This is a genomic window from Streptomyces sp. NPDC001220 (assembly GCF_053597895.1).
Genome location: NZ_JBSFJE010000025.1, coordinates 52,824 through 73,166, shown reverse-complemented (window position 1 = coordinate 73,166; position 20,343 = coordinate 52,824). Strand labels below are relative to the sequence as shown.

At 72.5% G+C, this 20,343-nt stretch carries 16 protein-coding genes; 11 read left to right on the top strand and 5 right to left on the bottom strand.

Annotated features, from left to right (window positions below):
- The first annotated feature begins 23 nt into the window (after positions 1-23).
- From ACWDGI_RS40270 to ACWDGI_RS40245, 6 genes are all read left to right on the top strand, one after another.
- On the top strand, positions 24-1,829 hold the full coding sequence (locus ACWDGI_RS40270; protein WP_450767947.1) for a methylmalonyl-CoA mutase family protein: 1,806 nt from the start codon (positions 24-26) through the stop codon (positions 1,827-1,829).
- A complete protein-coding gene (scpA, locus tag ACWDGI_RS40265; RefSeq protein WP_450767945.1) occupies positions 1,829-4,003 on the top strand; it encodes a methylmalonyl-CoA mutase in 2,175 nt (724 codons plus the stop codon). Before ACWDGI_RS40270 ends, scpA begins: the two co-directional genes overlap by 1 nt.
- Entirely contained in the window at positions 4,000-4,998 is a 999-nt protein-coding gene (gene meaB, locus ACWDGI_RS40260; RefSeq protein WP_450767943.1) for a methylmalonyl Co-A mutase-associated GTPase MeaB, read from the top strand. Before scpA ends, meaB begins: the two co-directional genes overlap by 4 nt.
- Positions 4,999-5,200: 202 nt before the next feature.
- Positions 5,201-5,818 (top strand): GNAT family N-acetyltransferase, encoded by a 618-nt coding sequence (locus ACWDGI_RS40255; protein WP_450767941.1) that lies wholly within the window; start codon positions 5,201-5,203, stop codon positions 5,816-5,818.
- A gap of 302 nt (positions 5,819-6,120) precedes the next feature.
- Complete coding sequence (locus tag ACWDGI_RS40250) at positions 6,121-7,245, top strand: MFS transporter (protein ID WP_450768007.1); 1,125 nt, start codon at positions 6,121-6,123, stop codon at positions 7,243-7,245.
- A gap of 175 nt (positions 7,246-7,420) precedes the next feature.
- Positions 7,421-8,275 (top strand): LysR family transcriptional regulator, encoded by an 855-nt coding sequence (locus tag ACWDGI_RS40245; protein ID WP_450767939.1) that lies wholly within the window; start codon positions 7,421-7,423, stop codon positions 8,273-8,275.
- 137 nt (positions 8,276-8,412) lie between these two features.
- Here the strand turns inward: ACWDGI_RS40245 and ACWDGI_RS40240 are convergent, their stop codons facing one another.
- Positions 8,413-8,877, bottom strand: a complete 465-nt coding sequence (locus ACWDGI_RS40240; protein WP_450767937.1) for a DUF5709 domain-containing protein — start codon at positions 8,875-8,877, stop codon at positions 8,413-8,415.
- Positions 8,878-9,252: 375 nt separating this feature from the next.
- On the opposite strand from ACWDGI_RS40240, the gene ACWDGI_RS40235 reads away from it, so the two are divergent.
- Complete coding sequence (locus ACWDGI_RS40235; RefSeq protein ID WP_450767935.1) at positions 9,253-11,616, top strand: SpoIIE family protein phosphatase; 2,364 nt, start codon at positions 9,253-9,255, stop codon at positions 11,614-11,616.
- Positions 11,617-11,645: 29 nt separating this feature from the next.
- Here the strand turns inward: ACWDGI_RS40235 and ACWDGI_RS40230 are convergent, their stop codons facing one another.
- The gene (locus ACWDGI_RS40230; RefSeq protein ID WP_450767933.1) at positions 11,646-12,665 is read right to left on the bottom strand and encodes an aldo/keto reductase; all 1,020 of its coding nucleotides are present in this window, start codon (positions 12,663-12,665) and stop codon (positions 11,646-11,648) included.
- 104 nt (positions 12,666-12,769) lie between these two features.
- Positions 12,770-13,666: a helix-turn-helix transcriptional regulator gene (locus tag ACWDGI_RS40225; RefSeq protein WP_450767931.1), complete on the bottom strand. Its 897-nt coding sequence runs from the start codon at positions 13,664-13,666 to the stop codon at positions 12,770-12,772.
- Positions 13,667-13,932: 266 nt separating this feature from the next.
- Between ACWDGI_RS40225 and ACWDGI_RS40220 the strand changes: the two genes are divergently transcribed.
- Entirely contained in the window at positions 13,933-14,817 is an 885-nt protein-coding gene (locus ACWDGI_RS40220) for an aldo/keto reductase (protein ID WP_450767929.1), read from the top strand.
- A gap of 159 nt (positions 14,818-14,976) precedes the next feature.
- On the opposite strand, the gene ACWDGI_RS40215 is transcribed toward ACWDGI_RS40220, so the two are convergent.
- On the bottom strand, positions 14,977-15,648 hold the full coding sequence (locus ACWDGI_RS40215; protein WP_450767927.1) for an Asp23/Gls24 family envelope stress response protein: 672 nt from the start codon (positions 15,646-15,648) through the stop codon (positions 14,977-14,979).
- A gap of 263 nt (positions 15,649-15,911) precedes the next feature.
- Entirely contained in the window at positions 15,912-16,589 is a 678-nt protein-coding gene (locus tag ACWDGI_RS40210) for a GAP family protein (RefSeq protein ID WP_450767925.1), read from the bottom strand.
- Between the two features lie 413 nt (positions 16,590-17,002).
- Between ACWDGI_RS40210 and ACWDGI_RS40205 the strand changes: the two genes are divergently transcribed.
- From ACWDGI_RS40205 to ACWDGI_RS40195, 3 genes are all read left to right on the top strand, one after another.
- A complete protein-coding gene (locus tag ACWDGI_RS40205) occupies positions 17,003-17,581 on the top strand; it encodes a hypothetical protein (protein ID WP_450767923.1) in 579 nt (192 codons plus the stop codon).
- A gap of 122 nt (positions 17,582-17,703) precedes the next feature.
- Positions 17,704-19,056, top strand: a complete 1,353-nt coding sequence (locus ACWDGI_RS40200) for a Dyp-type peroxidase (protein WP_450767921.1) — start codon at positions 17,704-17,706, stop codon at positions 19,054-19,056.
- A 55-nt stretch (positions 19,057-19,111) separates the two neighbouring features.
- Positions 19,112-20,242 carry a catalase family protein gene (locus ACWDGI_RS40195; RefSeq protein WP_450767919.1) on the top strand — a complete coding sequence of 377 codons (1,131 nt, stop codon included), beginning with the start codon at positions 19,112-19,114 and terminating at the stop codon, positions 20,240-20,242.
- Positions 20,243-20,343 lie beyond the last annotated feature (101 nt).

Genomic DNA, 20,343 nt, shown 5'->3' with positions numbered 1-20,343 from the left:
GCGCTCTGCCCTAGCATCCGAGCATGACGGTCCTGCCTGACGACGGGCTCTCACTGGCCGCCGAGTTCCCTGACGCGACACACGAGCAGTGGCAACACCTCGTGGAGGGTGTGCTGCGCAAGTCGGGCAGGGAAGTCTCGGGCGAGGCCGCTGAGGACGCTCTGTCCACGACGCTGGAGGACGGGCTGCGCACCCGTCCCCTCTACACCGCGCGCGACACGGCGCCCGACCCCGGCCTGCCCGGCTTCGCGCCGTTCGTGCGCGGCGGCCGGCCCGAGGGCGGTACCGGGGGCGGCTGGGACATAAGGCAGCGGCACGCGGCGGCCCCCGACGGCGCGGTCCTGACCGATCTGGAGAACGGCGTCGCCTCGCTCTGGCTGCTGGTCGGCCAGGGCGGCATCCCGGTGTCCGGCCTCGCCCGCGCCCTCGACGGCGTCTACCTCGACCTGGCGCCGGTCGTCCTCGACGCCGGCCGCGAGGTGCCGGAGGCGGCCGCCGAGCTGTTCCGGCTCTACGACGAGAGGGGCGTCGACCCCAAGGCCGTACGCGGCAACCTGGGCGCCGACCCGCTCGGCTTCGAGGCGCGTACGGGTGAGTCCCTGGACTTCGCGCCGGCCGCCGGTCTCGCACGGCGGTGCGCCGGGGAGTTCCCGGGGCTGCGCGCACTGACCGTGGACGCGCTGCCGTACCACGAGGCGGGCGGTTCGGCCGGGCAGGAGCTCGGCGTCTCGCTGGCCACCGGGGTGGCCTACCTCCGGGAGCTGACCGAGGCCGGGATGGGCGTCGCACAGGCCCTCGGGCAGCTGGAGTTCCGGTACGCGGCGACCGCCGACCAGTTCCTGACGATCGCCAAGCTGCGCGCGGCGCGCCGGCTGTGGGCACGGGTCGCCGAGGTCAGCGGGGCGGCCGACGCGGGCGCCCAGGTGCAGCACGCGGTCACCTCGCCGGTGATGATGAGCCGCCGCGACCCGTGGGTGAACATGCTGCGCACCACGGTCGCCACGCTCGCCGCCGGGGTGGGCGGCGCCGACGCGGTCACCGTGCTGCCGTTCGACCACGCCCTCGGCCTGCCGGACGCGTTCGCCCGCCGTATCGCCCGCAACACCTCGACGATCCTGGTCGAGGAGTCACATCTGGCCCGGGTCATCGACCCGGCGGGCGGCTCCTGGTACGTGGAGCGGCTCACCGACGAACTCGCCCACGCGGGCTGGGAGTTCTTCCGGTCGATCGAGCGGGACGGCGGCCAGGCGGCCGTGCTGCGCTCGGGCCGGCTGCGCACGGACCTCGCGACGACCTGGGCGGAGCGCTCCAAGAAGCTCGCCAGGCGCCGCGAACCCATCACCGGCGTCAGCGAGTTCCCGCTCCTGGCCGAGAAGCCGCCGGTGCGCGAACCCGCCCCCGAGCCGCCGTCCGGCGGACTGCCCCGGGTGCGCCGGGACGAGGCCTACGAGGAGCTGCGCGCCCGCTCGGACGCGCACCTCGCGGCGACCGGCGCCCGCCCCCGGATCTACCTGGCGACGATCGGCCCGGCCGCCGCGTACACCGCGCGCGCCGGTTTCGCCGCCAACCTCTTCCAGGCCGGTGGCATCGAAACCGTCACCGAGGGCAGCTTCGAGGAGAGCGGCGCCACCGAGGCGGTGCTCTGCTCCAGCGACGCGCTCTACGCCGAACAGGCCGCGGGAACCGCCGAGTCGCTGAAGGCGGCCGGTGCCCGGCACGTGTTCCTCGCGGGCCGGGGCGAGTTCGCCGGTGTCGACGCGTACGTCTTCGCGGGCTGCGACGCCGTGGCCGTGCTGTCCGAGACCCTTGACCGCATGGGAGTGTCCTGATGGGAATCCCCGACTTCTCCGGCATCGAGCTGGGGACCCCCGTCACCGAGGGCGGTGACGCGGAGTGGCGTACCGCCGTCAAGCACGCCACCGGCGGCGAGGCCCCGGTCTGGGAGACCCCGGAGGGCATCGGGGTCAAGCCGCTCTACACCGGCCGCGACCTGGAGGGCCTGGACTTCCTCGGGACCTACCCGGGCATCGCGCCGTATCTGCGCGGCCCCTACCCGACGATGTACGTCAACCAGCCCTGGACCATCCGCCAGTACGCGGGCTTCTCCACCGCAGAGGAGTCCAACGCCTTCTACCGGCGCAACCTCGCGGCCGGCCAGAAGGGCCTGTCGGTCGCCTTCGACCTGCCCACCCACCGGGGGTACGACAGCGACCACCCGCGGGTGACCGGTGACGTCGGCATGGCGGGCGTTGCCATCGACTCGATCTACGACATGCGCCAGCTGTTCGACGGGATCCCGCTGGACCGGATGACCGTGTCGATGACGATGAACGGCGCCGTGCTGCCGGTGCTCGCGCTCTACATCGTGGCGGCGGAGGAGCAGGGCGTACCGCCCGAGAAGCTGGCCGGGACCATCCAGAACGACATCCTCAAGGAGTTCATGGTCCGCAACACCTACATCTATCCGCCGAAGCCGTCGATGCGGATCATCTCCGACATCTTCGCCTACACCTCGCAGCGGATGCCCCGCTACAACTCGATCTCCATCTCCGGCTACCACATCCAGGAGGCCGGTGCCACGGCCGACCTGGAGCTGGCGTACACGCTGGCGGACGGCGTCGAGTACATCCGGGCGGGCCGCGAAGCCGGCCTGGACGTGGACGCGTTCGCGCCGCGCCTCTCCTTCTTCTGGGCGATCGGCATGAACTTCTTCATGGAGATCGCCAAGATGCGGGCGGCCCGGCTGCTGTGGGCCAGGCTGGTCGGCCAGTTCGAGCCGCAGAACACCAAGTCCCTCTCCCTGCGCACCCATTCGCAGACCTCGGGCTGGTCGCTGACCGCGCAGGACGTGTTCAACAACGTCACGCGGACCTGTGTGGAGGCGATGGCGGCGACCCAGGGCCACACCCAGTCGCTGCACACCAACGCCCTGGACGAGGCCCTCGCCCTGCCCACCGACTTCTCGGCGCGCATCGCCCGCAACACCCAGCTGCTGATCCAGCAGGAGTCGGGGACGACGAGGGTCATCGACCCGTGGGGCGGCAGCGCCTACGTGGAGCGGCTGACCTACGACCTCGCGCGCAAGGCCTGGGCGCACATCCAGGAGGTCGAGCGGGCCGGCGGCATGGCGCAGGCCATCGACGCGGGTATCCCGAAGCTGCGCGTGGAGGAGGCGGCCGCGCGGACGCAGGCCCGGATCGACTCCGGGCGGCAGCCGGTGATCGGCGTCAACAAGTACCGGGTGGACAGCGACGAGCAGATCGAGGTCCTCAAGGTCGACAACTCCTCGGTGCGCACCCAGCAGATCGAGAAGCTGCGGCGGCTGCGCGCGGAGCGGGACGACGTCGAGTGCCGGGCCGCGCTCGACGCGCTGACCCGGGCGGCCGACGGCGAGGGCAACCTGCTGGAGCTGGCGGTGAACGCGGCCCGCGCCAAGGCGACCGTCGGCGAGATCTCCGACGCCCTGGAGAAGGTGTACGGCCGGCACGCCAGCCAGATCCGTACGATCTCCGGTGTGTACCGCAACGAAGCCGGTGAGTCCCCGAACGTGGACCGCACCCGGGCCCTGGTCGACGCCTTCGACGAGGCCGAGGGGCGTCGCCCGCGGATCCTGGTCGCCAAGATGGGCCAGGACGGCCACGACCGCGGCCAGAAGGTGATCGCCACGGCCTTCGCCGACCTCGGCTTCGACGTCGACGTCGGCCCGCTGTTCCAGACCCCGGAGGAGGTCGCCCGCCAGGCGGTGGAGGCGGACGTGCACGTGGTCGGCGTGTCCTCGCTGGCGGCCGGCCACCTCACCCTCGTACCGGCGCTGCGCGAGAAGCTCGCCGAGGAGGGCCGGGCGGACATCATGATCGTGGTCGGCGGGGTGATCCCGCCGCAGGACGTGCCGACCCTGCTGGAGATGGGCGCCACGGCCGTGTTCCCGCCCGGGACGGTGATTCCGGACGCGGCCCACGACCTGGTGAAGCGGCTGTCGGCGGATCTCGGGCACGACCTGTGATCGACGTCGACGCCTATGTGAAGGGTGTGCTCGACGGGAAGCGCGCGGTCGTCGCCCGCGCGATCACCCTCGTCGAGTCCACCCGGCCACAGCACCGGGTGCTGGCCCAGGAGTTGCTCACCGAGCTGCTTCCGCACAGCGGCCGGGCGCGGCGGATCGGCATCAGCGGGGTGCCGGGCGTGGGCAAGTCGACGTTCATCGACGCGTTCGGGACCATACTGACCGGGCTCGGCCACCGGGTCGCCGTGCTCGCCGTGGACCCGTCGTCCACCCGGACCGGAGGCTCGATCCTCGGCGACAAGACACGGATGGAGCGGCTGGCGGTCGACCCGGACGCCTTCGTCCGCCCCTCCCCCAGCGCGGGCACCCTGGGCGGGGTCGCCAAGGCGACCCGGGAGTCGATGGTGGTCATGGAGGCCGCCGGGTACGACGTGATCCTGGTCGAGACCGTCGGCGTCGGGCAGTCCGAGACGGCGGTCGCCGACATGGTCGACTCCTTCCTGCTGCTCAGCCTGGCCCGCACCGGCGATCAGCTCCAGGGCATCAAGAAGGGCGTCCTGGAGCTGGCCGACGTCATCGCCGTCAACAAGGCGGACGGCCCGCACGAGCGCGACGCCCGGTCCGCGGCACGGGAGCTGGCCGGCGCGCTGCGGCTGATGCACGGCAAGGACGCCTTCTGGACGCCGCCGGTGCTGAGTTGCAGCGCCCGGGAGTCGACGGGGCTGGATGTCGTCTGGGAGCGCCTTGAGCAGCACCGGGCGCTGCTCGACTCCACCGGGCGGCTCGCCGAGAAGCGCCGGGAGCAGCAGGTCGGCTGGACCTGGTCGATGGTGCGGGACGAGCTGCTCGGCCGGCTGTCCGCCCATCCGGCGGTGCGCGCGGCCACCCCCGGCCTCGAACGGCAGGTCAGGGAAGGCACGTTGACGGCCACGCTGGCCGCCGAGCGGATCCTGGAGGCGTTCGGGGAATCCCCCGACGCGCCTCGGACCAGCTGATCCTGGAGCGCCTCGCGGGCCCGGACCGCCCTGACCCCGGGAAGTCATCGCGTGGACGAGGGGCCGCGGCCGCGGCGCCCGGTCCGGGCGGCGGCGGAGCGGGGTGGGGCGCGGCCGCTCGGGTGCGGCGGGCTGGCTGAGCAGCGGCCGCGGCGGTGCAATTCGTTTGCCGCCGGTCGGGCGGGTCGGATAGGAAGCTCGCATGCTTAGGGGTAGCAAGGTCGGGCTCAGGGCCCGGCACGAGGCGGACGTCCCGGTCCTGCAGGCCGAGCTCCACGGCGACGTGGTCGTCGCCTCGCGGGCCAACGGCCGGCCGTGGCGGCCGTTCACGCCCGGCTCGGACGAAGCGCCGTTCGTGGTGGCCGACGGGGAGGAGGGGAACGTCCCCTTCTCCGTGGTGGAGCTGGACGGCGGCACGCTGGTCGGCAGCGCGATGCTGTGGGGCATCGACACCCACAACCGCTCCGCGCACGTCGGGCTGGGGCTGCTGGCCTCCGCCCGCGGCAAGGGCTACGGCACCGACGTGGTCGCCGTGCTGTGCCACTACGGCTTCGTCGTGCGCGGCCTGCACCGGCTCCAGGTCGACACGCTGGCCGACAACACCGCGATGCTGCGCTCCGCCGAGCGCAACGGCTTCGTCCGCGAGGGCGTACTGCGCTCCGCGGCCTGGGTGATGGGCGAGTTCCTCGACGAGGTACTGCTCGGCCTCCTCGCCCAGGACTGGAAGCCGCCCTCGGAGGGCTGGACCAGCGCCGTCCGACGGTCGGGAGAGCTGCCGCACATGAGAGGGCCCGAGGGCCCGGTCGATACCCGCCCGTAGGAGCCCGTCGCGCCGGGCGGTCGTCCCCGAGCACTCCTCCGGCCACCCCGCACCGCACGCGCGGAGGCGGTGCGCGGGCGGTCATCTGCGACGGAGATGACTGACATCCCAGGCCATCGCCGGCTGAAGGGAAGCATGGCGGGCGGTGCAGCGCTGTGCAGGATGAGAGTCACACGTCCTGTGAGGAAGGTCCCGTGTCCCAGTCGTCGTCCGCAGTCCGCTCCCCGCGCCGGAAGCCCGCCGCCGAGCCCGTCCACGGGGTCCCGGGCTGGCTGATCGCGCTGTTCGCCGTCGCCTCCGGCATGACGGTCGCCAACCTGTACTACGCCCAGCCCCTGCTGTCCGAGCTGCGCGGCGTCTTCCACATCAGCGAGGCCACCGCGGGTGCGCTGATCACGCTCACCCAGGTCGGCTACGTGATCGGCATGGTCTTCCTGGTCCCGCTCGGTGACCGGCTGGAGAAGCGGAGCCTGATCACCGCCCTGCTGACGGTCACCACGCTCGCCCTGGTGGCGGCCGGTCTCGCGACCGGCTTCCCGATGCTGCTGATCGCCTCGCTGATCAGCGGTGCCACCTCGGTGGTCGCGCAGATCCTGGTGCCGTTCGCCGCGAGCCTGGCCCCCGACCACGCCCGGGGCCGGGTCGTCGGCCGGGTCATGAGCGGCCTGCTCACCGGCATCCTGCTGTCCCGCACGCTCAGCAGCCTGGTCTCCAGCGTCGCCGGCTGGCGGGTCGTCTACCTGGGCTCGGCCGTCCTGATGGCGCTGCTGGGCGTGGCCCTGCGGCTGGCCCTGCCCCGGCACGCACCGACCACGTCCGTGCCGTACCACCACGTGCTGCGCTCCACGGCGGCGCTGGTGCGCACGCACCCCGCGCTGCTGCGCCGCGGCCTCTACCAGGCGGCGATGTTCGGTGCCTTCAGCGCCTTCTGGACCACCGTCTCGTACGTCCTGACCGGGCCGCACTTCCACTACTCCGCGGTCGGTGTCGGTGTGTTCGCGCTGGTCGGAGCAGCCGGTGCGGCCGTGGCGCCGCTCGCCGGGCGCTGGGCCGACCACGGGCTGACCCGGAGGATGACCGGTGCCGCGCTCGCGCTCGCCGCGCTGGCCTTCGTCATAGCCGGCTTCGGTCAGCGCAGCGTGCTCCTGATCGCCCTCGGGGCCATCGCGCTGGACGCGGCCGTCCAGACCAGCCTCATCCTCGGCCAGCACACCGTCTACCAGCTCGACCCCCTCGCCCGTGCCCGCCTCAACAGCGCCTTCATCGCGATCTTCTTCATCGGCGGTGCCCTCGGTTCGCAGTTCGGCTCGATCGCCTACCGGGCCGGCGGCTGGAGCGCGGTCAGCCTCTTCGGGGCGGCCCTGCCGGTGCTGGCGCTGCTGTACTGGCTGACCGAGCGCCGGCAGAGCGCGAAGCGACCGGCGTAGCGCCGTGCGGCCGCCGTCCGGGGGAACCGTGGGTCCGGTTCCGGCCGGGCGCCCGGCCGACACTCCCCCGGTCCGCGCCGACGGGAGCCGGCGGCTGCCTAGGATGCAGCGAAGACCGCCGCCCCGCCGAAGCGGGGCGCTGCGCCGGTGGGAGCGGATGATGGACCTACGGCAGATGGAAGTCGTCGTCGCGGTGGCGGACGCGGGCGGATTCACGGCGGCGGCGCGGCGGCTGCACGTGGTCCAGTCCGCGGTCTCCGGCACGGTCCGCGCACTCGAACGCGAGCTGGGCGCCACGCTGTTCACCCGGACCACCCACCGGGTCGGGCTCACCCCGGCCGGCGAGGCGTTCGTCCCGGCGGCACGGCAGGCGCTGCGCGCGGCCGAGCTGGCCCGTGAGGCGGTCGACGCCGCCAAGGGGGAGCTGCGGGGCCGGGTGACGGTCGGCACGATGCAGGGGGTCTGGGCCAACCTGCACCACGCGCTGGCCGCGCTGCGGGCGGAACACCCGCGGGTGGTGGTGCGGCTGCGGCAGGCCGCGGTCATCGACCTCCGTCAGGCGCTGCGGGAGGGCACGGTGGACCTGGCGGTGGTGGCGCTGGACCGCCAGCAGCAGCGCGGACTGGTGACCAGGCTGCTGTCCCACGAGGAGATGGTGCTGGTGGCCTCGCCCCGCCGAAACCTCGCCCCGAGCGGCCCCGAGGGCACGGTCGACCTGGCCGACATCGCCGAGCTGCCGCAGGTGGAGTTCACCCCCGGCTGGGCGATCCGCGACGCGGCGGACCGCGCGTTCCGGGCGGCCGGCGTCGAGCGGGCCACGACCTTCGAGGTCAACGACATCGTGGCCGCGTCCGAACTGGTCCGCAACGACCTCGGCGTCTGCATCATGCCGCCGACCGTCGCCCACCGCTTCCCGGACCTGACCACCTACCGTTTCACCCGCCACGCGCCGAGCTGGAAGGTGATGGTGGTACGCCCGCCCGGCGAGCCCCCGGCAGCGGTCGCGGCACTCCTGCGCCACATGACCTGACCCGGCACGCCGGCCGGCCCGTCGCGGCCCGACTCCCCCACCCCGGCCGCCCCGGCGGCGCCACCTCGCGGTGGGGGGCGGGTGCCACGAGGTGGCGAGGGGTGGGGAGTCGGGTCGGGGGGGTCGGGTGGGGGGCGTCAGAAGGTGTCGGCGTCGGGGATCACGTGCACCGCGGCCTCCTCCGCCGACGCCCCCGCGCCGTCCAGGCCCCGGTCGGAGGCGAACAGGTCGGTCTCGGTGTTCTCGTGGGCGCCCTCGTCCGGTGCGACGAGCCGTCCGGCGCGGCCGTCGCCGACCTCGTCGTCGAGGAGTTCGCCGTCCGTGTCCCAGGCGTCTCCGAGGTCGTCGCCCTCCGGGACGGCGAGGTCCGGGACCTCCTCGGCCAGCCGCTCGTCGAGGGTCTCGCCGCGCCGCCCCTCCGCCGCCGTGACGCCCGTGTGCTCCACGGCCCAGGGCCGCTCCGGCGGCGAGTAGCCCTCGTCCAGGGCCTCCTCGCCGGCCCGGTAGTCCAGGGTGTCCGACGCGTCCAGCAGACCCGCGTCGTCCTGCACCTCCGAACCGTCCGGCTGGTAGACGTCGTCACCCATCGCCTCGTCGGTCATACGTGCTCCATCGTCGCTCGGGCCATCGGTTCGATCCGGCCGTCATCCGAAAGGTTAGGAGGTCCGGGCCGCGGCCCGGGGGCGTTCCCGGCAGCCGTCCGCCACCACTGTGCCGGTGACCTGCCGTACCTCTCCCGGAGGACCCGGCTGGAGCGGGAGGGGCTGGTGCGGCCCCGGCGGGCGGCCACCGCGGTGACGGCCCGGCGGACCAAGCCGAAATCGCGTCCGTACGCTCTGCCCGGGCCGGCCCTGTGACCAGCCACGACGGCACCGCGGCCGGTCGGCGGCCGGCACCGCGCCGACGGCGCCGGTGCGTGCGGTTGTAGTCCGTCGTGCGGCACGGGATGCTGAGTGAGCACGAAGGGAAGCGGTGCCATGGATCGTTTTCCGAATGCTGCCAACGTCGAATTCCACAGTCCTCTGGACCTCACGAAGGCCGCCGTCGCGGTGCTGGACGCGGAGGGCCGCGTCTCCGGCTGGAGCGCTTCGGCCCAGCGTCTCCTCGGACATTCGCCCGAGGAAGTGCTCGGCCGGCCGGCCGACCGGCTGCTGGCGGCGGCCCCGGGCCCGCGGCTGTCCGCCCTGTGCAAGGCGCGCCGCCCCCGCGGCACCGTCCTGGACCTCCGCTGCCGGGACGGCCACACCCTGCGCGCCGCCGTGACGTTCGGTCCGCTCACGCACCAGGGTGTCGCGGCGACGGTGGTGGTCGCGGCGGAGCTGACGGCCCTGCGCGGCTGGGAGGCGCAGCTGGCGATGTTGCAGGGGCTGGCCACCGAATCCTCCGTGGGCCTGACCATCTTCGACACGGACATGCGCGTCGTCTGGGGAAACGTCTCCACCGACCAGGAGCTGGCCGGGGTCGCCCAGTACGTCGGCCGGCCCGCCGAGGATCTCTTTCCCGAGGGCGAGTTCATCTCCCGCCACCATCCCCCGGACGAGGACCAGGTGATGGAGCAGGTGCTGAAGACGGGCGAACCGGTCCTCGGCATGCACTACCGCGGGCGCGCCCCCGCCGACCCGGTGCGCGAGCACGTCTGGTCGTGCTCGTACTACCGGCTGGTGGACGCCAGGGGCGAACCGCTGGGGCTGTTCGAGGAGTCCCTGGACATCACCGACCGCTACCGCGCCCAGGAACGGCTGTCGCTGCTCGTACGGGCGGGAAAGCGCATCGGCGCCTCGCTGGACGTGCGGCGGACGGCCGCGGAGCTGGCCGACGTGGCGGTGCCGCAGCTGGCCGACGAGGTGCTGGTGGATCTGCCGCCGGCGGTCATCGAGGGACGGCAGCCGCCGACCCGCTCGGCGCCGGGGCACAGTCTGCTGCGCATGCACGGCCGTACCCCGGAGGAGTTCCGGACCAGCCCGGTCTCCTATCCGCCGTCGTCACCGCAGGCGCTGAGCCTGGCCACCAACCGCCCCGTCGTCGGTGCCTCCCCGCCGGAAGAAGGGGGCTCGGCCGCCCGGCACGCCGACCTCTTCGTCCCGTTGCTCGCCCGCGACGCGGTCCTCGGTCTCGCCACCTTCCGGCGCACCAACAACCCGGACCCCTTCGGGCCCGAGGAGCAGACGCTCGCGGTGGAGCTGGCCGAGCGGGCCGCCGTGGGCATCGACAACGCCCGCCGCTACACCAGCCAGCACGCGGCCGCCCTGGTGCTGCAGCGAAGCCTGCTGCCCCAGCGGCTGCCCGAGCAGAGCGCGGTCGAGGTGGCGTACCGCTACCTGCCCGCCGACAGCCGGGTGGGGGTGGGCGGCGACTGGTTCGACCTGATCCCGCTGTCCGGTGCCAGGGTGGGGCTGACCGTCGGCGACGTGGTCGGCCACGGTGTGCACGCGGCGGCGACCATGGGCCGGCTGCGCGCCACCGTACGGACCCTGGCGCTGCTGGACCTGGACCCGGCCGAGCTGCTGACCCGGCTGGACGGCCTGGTCGGGCAGGACGCGGAACCCGACGAGGCCGACGGGCTGAGCGACGAGGCACTCGGTGTGACCTGTCTCTACGCGATCTACGACCCGGTCGGTGGCCGCTGCGTCTGGGCGAGCGCGGGCCACCCTCCGCCGATCGTGGCCGACGCGAGCGGCTCGGTGCCGCTGTCCGCGCGGGTGCCGGGGCCGCCCCTGGGGCTGGGCAGCCTGCCGTACGAGAACGTCGAGCTGAGCCTGTCCGACGGCAGCGTGGTGGCGTTCTTCACCGACGGTGTCGTGGAGGACCGGCGCACCGACATCGACAGCGGGATCGACCGTCTCGCCCATGTGCTCAGCTGGCAGCGCTGCCCGCTGGAGGAACTGTGCGACCGGGCGATGTCGACCCTGCCGCCCGGGCCCCAGGCGGACGACGCCACGCTGCTGCTGGTGCGCACCCGGCGGCTCGGGTCCGACCGCGTGACGGACCTGGAACTGCCGCCGGACCCGGCCATGGTGGCGGACGCCCGCACGGACACCGAGCGCCAGTTGGAGGACTGGGGCCTGTCCGAACTGTCCTTCACCGCCGCGCTGGTGGTGAGCGAACTGGTCACCAACAGCATCCGGTACGCGACCGGTCCCGTGCTGCTACGGCTGATCAGGGACCGCAGTCTGCTCTGCGAGGTCTCCGACAACGCGCACACGGCGCCTCATCTGCGGCGCGCCCGCCGTGACGACGAGGGAGGCCGCGGCCTGTTCCTCGTCGCCCAGGTCTCCCAGCGCTGGGGCACCCGCTACACCGCGTCCGGAAAGACCATCTGGGCGGAACTGGCCATCCCGTAGCGCGCGGGCGGGGGACCGTCGCAGGCGTGTCAACGACGCCGCTGGTCGGGCCGCAGCTCGAAGTCGCCGTAGCTGTTGTCGGCCGGGTTGACCGTGACCCCGGGGGCCACGATGTCGTCGATGGCGTCGAGCACGTCGGCCGGGAGCGTGACGTCGGCGGCGGGCAGGAACGCCGCCAACTGCTCCATGGTGCGCGGCCCGATGATCGCCGAGGTGACGCCCGGGTGGTTGACGACGAAGGCGACGGCGAGCTCGATGAGTGTGAGTCCGGCCTTCTCGGCCAGGACGGCGAGCTGCTCGACGGCGTCGAGCTTGCGCTGGTTGGCCGGGGCGCCCATGTCGAAGCGGGCCCGCGGGCGGGCCGCCGAGGCCGGCCCCTCGAAAGCGCTCTTGCGGTAGCGGCCCGAGAGCCAGCCGCCGGCCAGGGGGCTGTAGGTGAGGGTGCCCATGCCATGGCGTCGCACCGTGGGCAGCACGTCCTCCTCGATGCCGCGGACCAGGATCGAGTACGGCGGCTGCTCGGTCACGAACCGCTCCAGGTGCCGCTCCCGCGAGGCCCACTGGGCCTCGACGATCTGGGAACCGGAGTACGAGGAGGAGCCGAGGTACCGGACCTTGCCCTGGCGCACGAGATCGGAGAGCGCGCCGAGGGTCTCCGAGACGTCGGTGTCCGGGCTGGGGCGGTGGACCTGGTAGAGGTCGATGTGATCGGTGCCCAGGCGTCGCAGGGAGTTCTCCACCGCGCGGATGATCCAGCGCCGTGAGCCGCCGCGCTGGTTGGGGTCGTCCTGGTCCATCGGCATGAAGAACTTGGTGGCCAGGAACACCTCGTCGCGCCGGCCCTTGAGCGCCTTGCCGACGATCTCCTCGGAGACGCCGGCGGAGTAGACGTCCGCGGTGTCGACGAAGTTGATGCCCGCGTCGAGGGCGCGGTGGATGATCCGTACGGAGTCTGCTTCGTCCTCGTTGCCCCAGGGCCCGAACATCATCGCGCCCAGGCAGAGCGGGCTGACCCGGACACCGGTGCGGCCGAGCGGTCGGTACTGCATGGAGGGGGTCTCCTGGTTCTCGCGGTTCTCGTGGTTCTCGCGGTTCTCGCGGTTCTCGCGCCGCGTTGCTCGCGCTGTTCAAGTTGCTCGCGCTGCTCGCGTGATCAGTCGGTTCCGGAGGGGACGACCGTGCCGGTGGTCGTCCAGCTGGCGAGGAGGCCGAGGGCCTCCCGTTCCGGCGAGTCCGGTTCGGGGGTGTAGAAGTTGAGGCGCAGGCCGGGGTCGGACGGCAGGTCCATCGCCTCGTACGGCAGGGCGAGAGCCCCGACCAGCGGGTGACGGAGGTTCTTCACGCCAGAGCGGTGGAACCTCACGTCGTGGCGGGCCCACCGGGCCGCGAAGGCGTCGCTCCTGGTCGTCAGCTCTCCGATCAGGTCGGTCAGCGCCTTGTCGTGCGGTGCCCGGCCCGTCTCGGTGCGCAGGAAGGCCACCGAGTCGTCGGCCCCCTGGTCCCAGTCGACCCAGAAATCCCTGCTCGCCGGGTCCAGGAACATGAAACGGGCGCTGTTGACCGGCCCCCGCTGGGCGAACAGCGGCGATTCGAAGACCGGTGCGTACAGCGCGCGCCCCAAGGCGTTGGCGGCCACGATGTCGAACCGGGCGTTGCGCACGAACGCCGGCACCCCGGTCATCGAGTCCAGCAGCCGCAGGATCGTGGGCCGCACCCGGGAGGAGGTCACCGTGGCCCGCCGCCCCGGCGGTGTCGAGGCACGGGCCAGGTCGTAGAGGTGGGTGCGCTCGGCCTCGTCCAGCCGCAGGGCGTGCGCGAGGGCTTCGAGCACCGAGTCCGAGGCGCCGGAGAGGTTTCCGCGTTCGAGGCGGACGTAGTAGTCCACGCTCATGCCCGCGAGCAGGGCGACCTCCTCGCGGCGCAGGCCCGCGACGCGGCGGTTCCCGCCGTAGACCGGCAGTCCGGCCTGCTCCGGGGTGATCCGTGCCCGCCGGGTGCTCAGGAAGTCGCGGACCTCGGCGGCCAGACCCTTCTTGTCAGCGCCGGCCATGATCGGACTCCACAGGCGTGTGCCGCGGCGCCGCCGGCGGACATGACGCGAGGCGGACGGTGGCTTCGGCGGGTACCAGGGACACGGGAACTCCTCCTGATCGGCGTGAATCGTGTGCCGGCGCCTCCACCGTAGGTCCGTGGGACGCGGCCTGCGAGGTACTACGAGTACCTGGAAGAGCAGTGACTCCCACCCCGGGTCCCGCACACGCTTCCCTGGAGAGGAGCGAGGCCCCGCCCGTACCCCCACCACGTAAGGACCCCCTGATGCAGACCCTCACCCTCAACAACGGCGTCCCGATGCCCGCCCTCGGACTCGGCGTCTTCCAGACCCCGCCCGACGAGACCCGGGCGGCCGTCACGGCCGCCCTCGACCTCGGCTACCGGCACATCGACACGGCGGCCGCGTACGGCAACGAGCGCGAGGTCGGCCAGGCCATCCGCGATTCCGGAGTGCCCCGCGACGACATCTTCGTCGAGACGAAGATCTGGATCAGCGACTACGGGTACGACGAGACCCTGCACGGCTTCGACAAGAGCGCCACGAAACTCGGCGTCGACCGGATCGACCTGCTCATCCTGCACCAGGCGCTGCCGTCGGACTTCGACAGGACCCTCGCGGCCTACCGCGCGCTGGAGAAGCTCCTGGCCGACGGCAAGGTCCGGGCCATCGGCGTCAGCAACTTCATGGTCGACCATCTGACCGCGCTGCTCGACGCCGCCTCCGTCGTCCCCGCCGTCAACCAGCTGGAGATCCACCCCTACTTCCAGCAGCGTGCCGTCCTCGACTTCGACGACGAGCACGGCATCCTCAACCAGGCGTGGTCCCCCATCGGCGGAATCACCTTCTACCCGGGGTACGGCGAGAACCGCAGGAGCGTCCTGGAGGACGCCGTCGTCACCGGCATCGCCGAGGCACACGGCAAGAGCCCGGCTCAGGTGCTGCTCCGCTGGGGCGTTCAGCACGGCCGCTCCGTGATCCCCAAGTCGACCAGGCGTCACCGGATCGCCGAGAACATCGACATCTTCGACTTCGAACTCACGGCGGACGAGCTGAAGGCCCTCGACGCCCTGGAGACCGGCCGGCGCGGCGGCCCCGAGCCGGAGGCCGTCACCCTCGCGAACTACGGCCGCGCCATCCCCGAAGCCTGATCCTCCTCCCCCGGCACCTACGACGGTCTGAAGGCGTGACGCGCACCGCGCACAGCGGACGAGGCCCGTGACCGTCACGGTGACCCGCGCCGCGGGCCGCACGGGCACCAGGGCGTCCGAGCGGCGCTAGGCGGTGTCCCGGACGCCGCGAGACCGAGGTCATGGCGTTGGGCCTTCCCGGCCGTCGTCGGCCGTGGTGGGCACGAGGTCGGTGACACGGATGTCCACGGCGGCCACGGCCAGGCCCAGTTCGCGGTCCGCGGCCTCCCACACCCGCTCGCGCACCTGGGCGGCGAGCTCCGGCAGGGGGGCGTCGGCCGGGACGTGGACGTCGAGGCGGACTTCGACCGCACCGACCGTACCGACTGCGTGGGCGTCGGCGTCGGCGTCGGAAAGCCGGCAGGAAGCGGCCCGGACGCCCTCGACCGTCTCGGCCGCCGCGCGCAGCGCGCGGGCCGCGGCCGCCTCCGTGATCCACCGGTCCGCGGCGGGTTCAGCGAGGGGCAGGGGGCGGCCCGGACGCACTTCGGGACGGACGACGTCCAGGATCCGCCGGGCCAGCGGCTCGGTGTCGTGCCCGGTGGTGGCCGTGGCCTCCACCTGCAGGCGGCGCGCGGCGGACTCCAGCCGGTCGAGTCCGCGCGCGGCCTCCCGGCAGTGCGGGCAGGACTGCCGATGAGGGTCGTCGGTCTGCTGTTCCCAGTCGTCCCAGGTCCGTGACAACAGCGGGCCGCACGGCCGGAGTTCCTCGTCGCCGCCCTGGGGGAACGCGTTGTCCGGCAGGTCGTTCCGGGTGTCCGGTGGTGCGCTCGGTGTGCGGTCCCCCGCCACTGGGCGGCTCCTCTCGTCCGGTCTTCGGAGGGTTGGACACCGTTGCGCCGCCCCCGTCACGGAGAACTTCGGGGGTCGGGCACGGTACGGATGCCGGACGGGGAAAGCCGTCAGTCCTTTCCTCCTTTCGGGTACTTCGGTCAGGTCCCGTCCTCGCGGTCGGCGGTGCGGCGGTACGCCCGCCGCCGTGCCGGCGCGCCCCCGGCAACCGTGCCGCACGGCGGCACGCAGCGAGTCCGTTCGCCGGACGTCCGGCCCGTGGGTCAGGAGGTGAGGATGGAGATGCCGTCGCCGAGCAGTTTCAGTCCGAGGACGAAGAACAGGACCGCCATCACGGCGACGTTGTGCTGAGCCGCCCAGTCCTTCCAGTTGCCGAGCGTGGTCCTGGCGCGCGCTCCGCCGAGCAGGAAGACTCCCAGGGGGGCCAGCAGGCCGAGGGTGGAGACCAGGACGAAGATCGCCAGAGACCCGATCTGCTCCCCCAGCGGCAGGTTCGCCGAGCCGATCGCCGCGCCCGCGGCGATGGTCAGCGGGGCGTTCTTGGCGTTCAGCGCGGCCAGCCCCACCCCGAGTCCGAAGACCTTGACCGGAGAGAGGCCGTCGATCGCGCTCATCCACTTCGGCAGCCGGGCCTGCGAGGGATCCTTGGGGCGCCGGTGCCACTGCCGGGCGCCGAAGAGGACGAGGAACAGGCCGAGCGCGAGTTTGAGGGCTCCCACCCAGGTGGCCGGGTGGTTGTGGGTGGAGGCACCCGCCGGGGAGGCGATCGCCAGCATCACCGCGCCCAGTACCGAGAGTCCCAGGATCCAGCCGACGGTGAAGAGGACTCCGTTGAGGCGTCCCCGAGGCGTGGCGAGGATGAGGATGACGGCGATGATCGGGAGCGGGCTGACCGCGACGGCGGCCGCGAAACCCAGTACGTCACCGAGAACTGCGCCCATGGCTGCCTCCGTGTGGGGTCAGGGCGGCGATCCGGTGGGACAGGGCCCGACGCGGGAGAGTGCCTCCACCGCCTCGGCGGCGCGACAGGCCGGCGTGCGGTCGGCTGCGTCACTGTCCTCATGGCCGTGCGCAGGTGGCTGCCGGGAGAGGGCAACGACGATGCGCTCGGCACGTCCCACCGGTTCCATCTTCCTGCGCCCGGGCGGATCTGTCCTCGGGAGCGGCCCGGGAGCAACCCGGCGACTGCTCGGGGGTCTTCGGGGTCGTACGGGGCCGGCCCGGACCCCGGGGGCCGGGGTTCCCCGGATGCGAGGCGGCGCATCCGTGGTGAGGATTGAGGTGTGAGGGCGACGGTGCCTCATGTTCGGGCGCTTGACGACCCTCGCACCGACCGCGGCAGGAGGACGTCACGATGACTGCGAACACAGGCGCGACCCAGTCAGCTCACCCCGAGCGCCCGGGCAGGTCGGACGGGGTCTGCAGTGAGTTCACCGTCTTCACCAGGATCAAGCCGGGCCATGCGGATGCGCTGCGTGAGGATCTCGCCAGGATTGCCGGGGCGGAGAACCGTGCTGCGCTGCACGAGATCGGCACCCTGCACGACGCACGCCATGTGCTGTTCGACAATGACACCCAGTTCATGTTCGCGAGCGTCTTCGACGGCTCCTGGGACACCTACATCGACGACTTCGGCAAGACGGTGGTCGGGGCGAACTTCGAAAGGATCTTCTCGCACAGCGAAGGGTTCCCCGGCGTCACCGATCCAGGGGTGAAGGACTGGTTCGTCGCCCATCAGGCGCCCGCCGGCGTCTTCGTCAGCTCGTACCCCGATCTGACCGTCCAGCAGATCTGGAAGGACCAGCGCGTGGACGACGCGTTCCAGGAGGTGCTGGACACCCCCCAGTTCCGGGCGGCGCTGGAGAACCCGGCCAACGCGGAGTTGGTGGCCACACCGGCCTTCCAGAAGCTGTTGGAGGAAGCCTCGGCCTAGACCCCGGACACGGCCGGTCCTCGGATTCCGCCCACCATCGGCCGCCGTCGCGGGGCGGCCGGCACGGGGCGGGCGTCGCGGGGCGGTTTGGGCACGGACCCGATACGGAGGCACGAGCGACCATGACCACAGCGGACGGCGACAGCGCGGCGGGCGTGCGCGTCGACATCGACGACGTCCAGAGCGGGGCCCTGCGGCCACGGCCCGTGCCCTACGAGGGAAGGTTCGTCTTCCTGCGCGTGGACGACCCCCGGGCCGGCCGCGCGCTGCTGGGCCGGCTGCTGCCGGTGACCTCGGGTGGCCTGCCGGACGCGGACCGGAGCCGGGATGCCTGGGTCGCCGTGGCGCTCACCTATCGGGGGCTGGAGGCCCTGGGGGTGCCCCAGGAGTCGCTGGACAGCTTCCCACGGGCGTTCCGCGAGGGCATGGCCGCGCGCGCGGAGCTGATCGGCGACGTCGGCGAGAGCGCCCCGGCCCACTGGGAGGCACCGTTCGGAACGGGCGAGGTCCACATCGCGTTGAGCGCCCTCTCCTCCGACTCGGCACAGCTGGACCAGGAGCTGGGGCGGGCCCGTGCCGCCTACGAGGACACGCCCGGTGTGCGGGTGATCTGGCAGCAGTTGGTCCGGCAGCTCCCGACCGGGCGCACCACCTTCGGCTTCCGTGACGGCATCAGCCACCCGAACATCGAGGGCGTCGGACTGCCCGGATCCAACCCGCAGGAAGTCCCCATCAAGGCCGGGGAGTTCATCCTCGGCTACCCCGACGAGACCGGCAATCTGCCGTCCATGCCCAGCCCTGACGTGCTGGGGCGCAACGGGACCTACGCGGCCGTTCGGAAGATCCACACGGACGTGGCGGCCTGGCGCCGCTACCTGCGCGCGAACAGCGCCGGCGCCGAGGAGGAGGCGCTGCTGGCGGCGAAGATGGTGGGACGCTGGCCCAGCGGGGCGCCGCTGGCGCTGGCGCCGGAGCACGACGATCCGGAGCTGGCGGCCGATACGCACCGCGTGAACGACTTCCTGTACCGGGAGAACGACGACCGGGGGTACCGGTGCCCCGCCGGTGCGCACATCCGGCGCGCCAACCCCCGCGACGCCACCATCATCGGCGACGCCCGGATGCACCGCCTCATCCGCCGCGGCACCACCTACGGCCCGCCGCTGCCCGAGGGCGTGCTGGAGGACGACGGCGCCGACCGGGGCCTGGTCGGCGTGTTCATGGGGGCCCATCTGGAACGGCAGTTCGAGTTCATCAAGGCCGAGTGGGTCAACGACGGCAACTTCATCGGCTACCCCGGCGAGCAGGACCCGGTGGCCGGGCACCACGGCGGCACCGGCAGCGTCACCATCCCGGAGAAGCCGGTCCGGCGTCGCCTGCAGAACCTGCCCAGCTTCGTCGTCACCCGCGGCGGCGAGTACTGCTTCGTACCGGGTCTGCGTGCCTTGCGCTGGCTGGCCGAACTGGAGGACTGACGGTGATTCCCACTCCCTGAGGTCCGCACACGCTCTCCGAGGAGAGGCCGCAGCCATGGCAGCACAGTTCGTCCGCTACACGCCCGACGTCGAAGACGACGCCCCGGGCTTCGACCGCGACGTGCAGACGGTGATCGAGAAGACCGAGGGCTACATCGCCGAGTCCGTCGAGGCCGGCGGCACCGGGCGGGCCCTTCGCGACGCCCATGCCAAGGGCTACGGGCTGGTCCGAGGGGAGGTGGAGATCCTGGACGGGCTGCCCCCGGAGTACGCCCAGGGCATCTACGCGACCCCGGGAACCCACGACGCGCTGATCCGCTTCTCCAACGGCTCGCCCCACGCCGGAGCCGACGCACGACTGGGCGCCGCCACCGGACTGGCGCTGAAGATGTTCGGCATCCCCGGCCCGACCCTGCTGGAGGACGAACCGGACTCGGGCACCTTCGACTACGCCAACATCAACGCACCGGTCTTCTTCTGCAACACGGTCCAGCACTACCTGTTCATCCAGGAGCTGTTCCTGAACGCCCCGGCCTACTTCTCCCAGGGCCGTCCCGGCGCGCATCGCTTCTTCACCGACTTCGTGACCGGAAAGGGCACGCTGGACCAGGACAACTGGGCGTGGGACGAGTTCCTGGCCTTCCTGCGCGTGTCGAAGACCCCTCCGGCGAACGTACTGCTGTCCAGCTACTGGACGATGGGTGCGGTCCGGCACGGCGACTACATCGCCAAGGTGCGCATCACCCCCGACCCGACGTCCGCCGCCGGAGTGGTCCGGCGCACCCTCGACCTGGCCTCGGCGGCGGAGGTCTTCAGGCCGGCCCTGCAAGCAGAGTTGCAGGAGGGGCCCTACGCCTTCGACATCCAGGTCCAGCTCTGCACCGACCTGGAGCGCATGCCGGTGGAGGACACCACCGTGGAGTGGCCCGAACAGCTCTCGCCGTCCGTCACCGTCGCCAAGCTGCGGCTGCCGCGGCAGGACATCTCCGAGCCGGAGAACCTGGAGAAGATGGACTCGCTGTCCTTCACGCCCTGGCGGGTCACCGCCGAGCACGCGCCCCTGGGCAACATCATGCGGGTCCGCAAGGAGGTCTACCGGCGATCCTCCATCGAGCGCCACAAGCTCAACCAACAGCCCCGCACCGAGCCCCGAAGCGCCGACGACGTACTCGGCCCCACCACATGAGCACCGGATCGAGCGGCCCGGCCCCCCGTGGCCCTGCTGTTCGCCGCGGCGAAGAACGACGAACAGCAGCCCTCAGCGACCACCTTCCCGGCCGTCTTCCC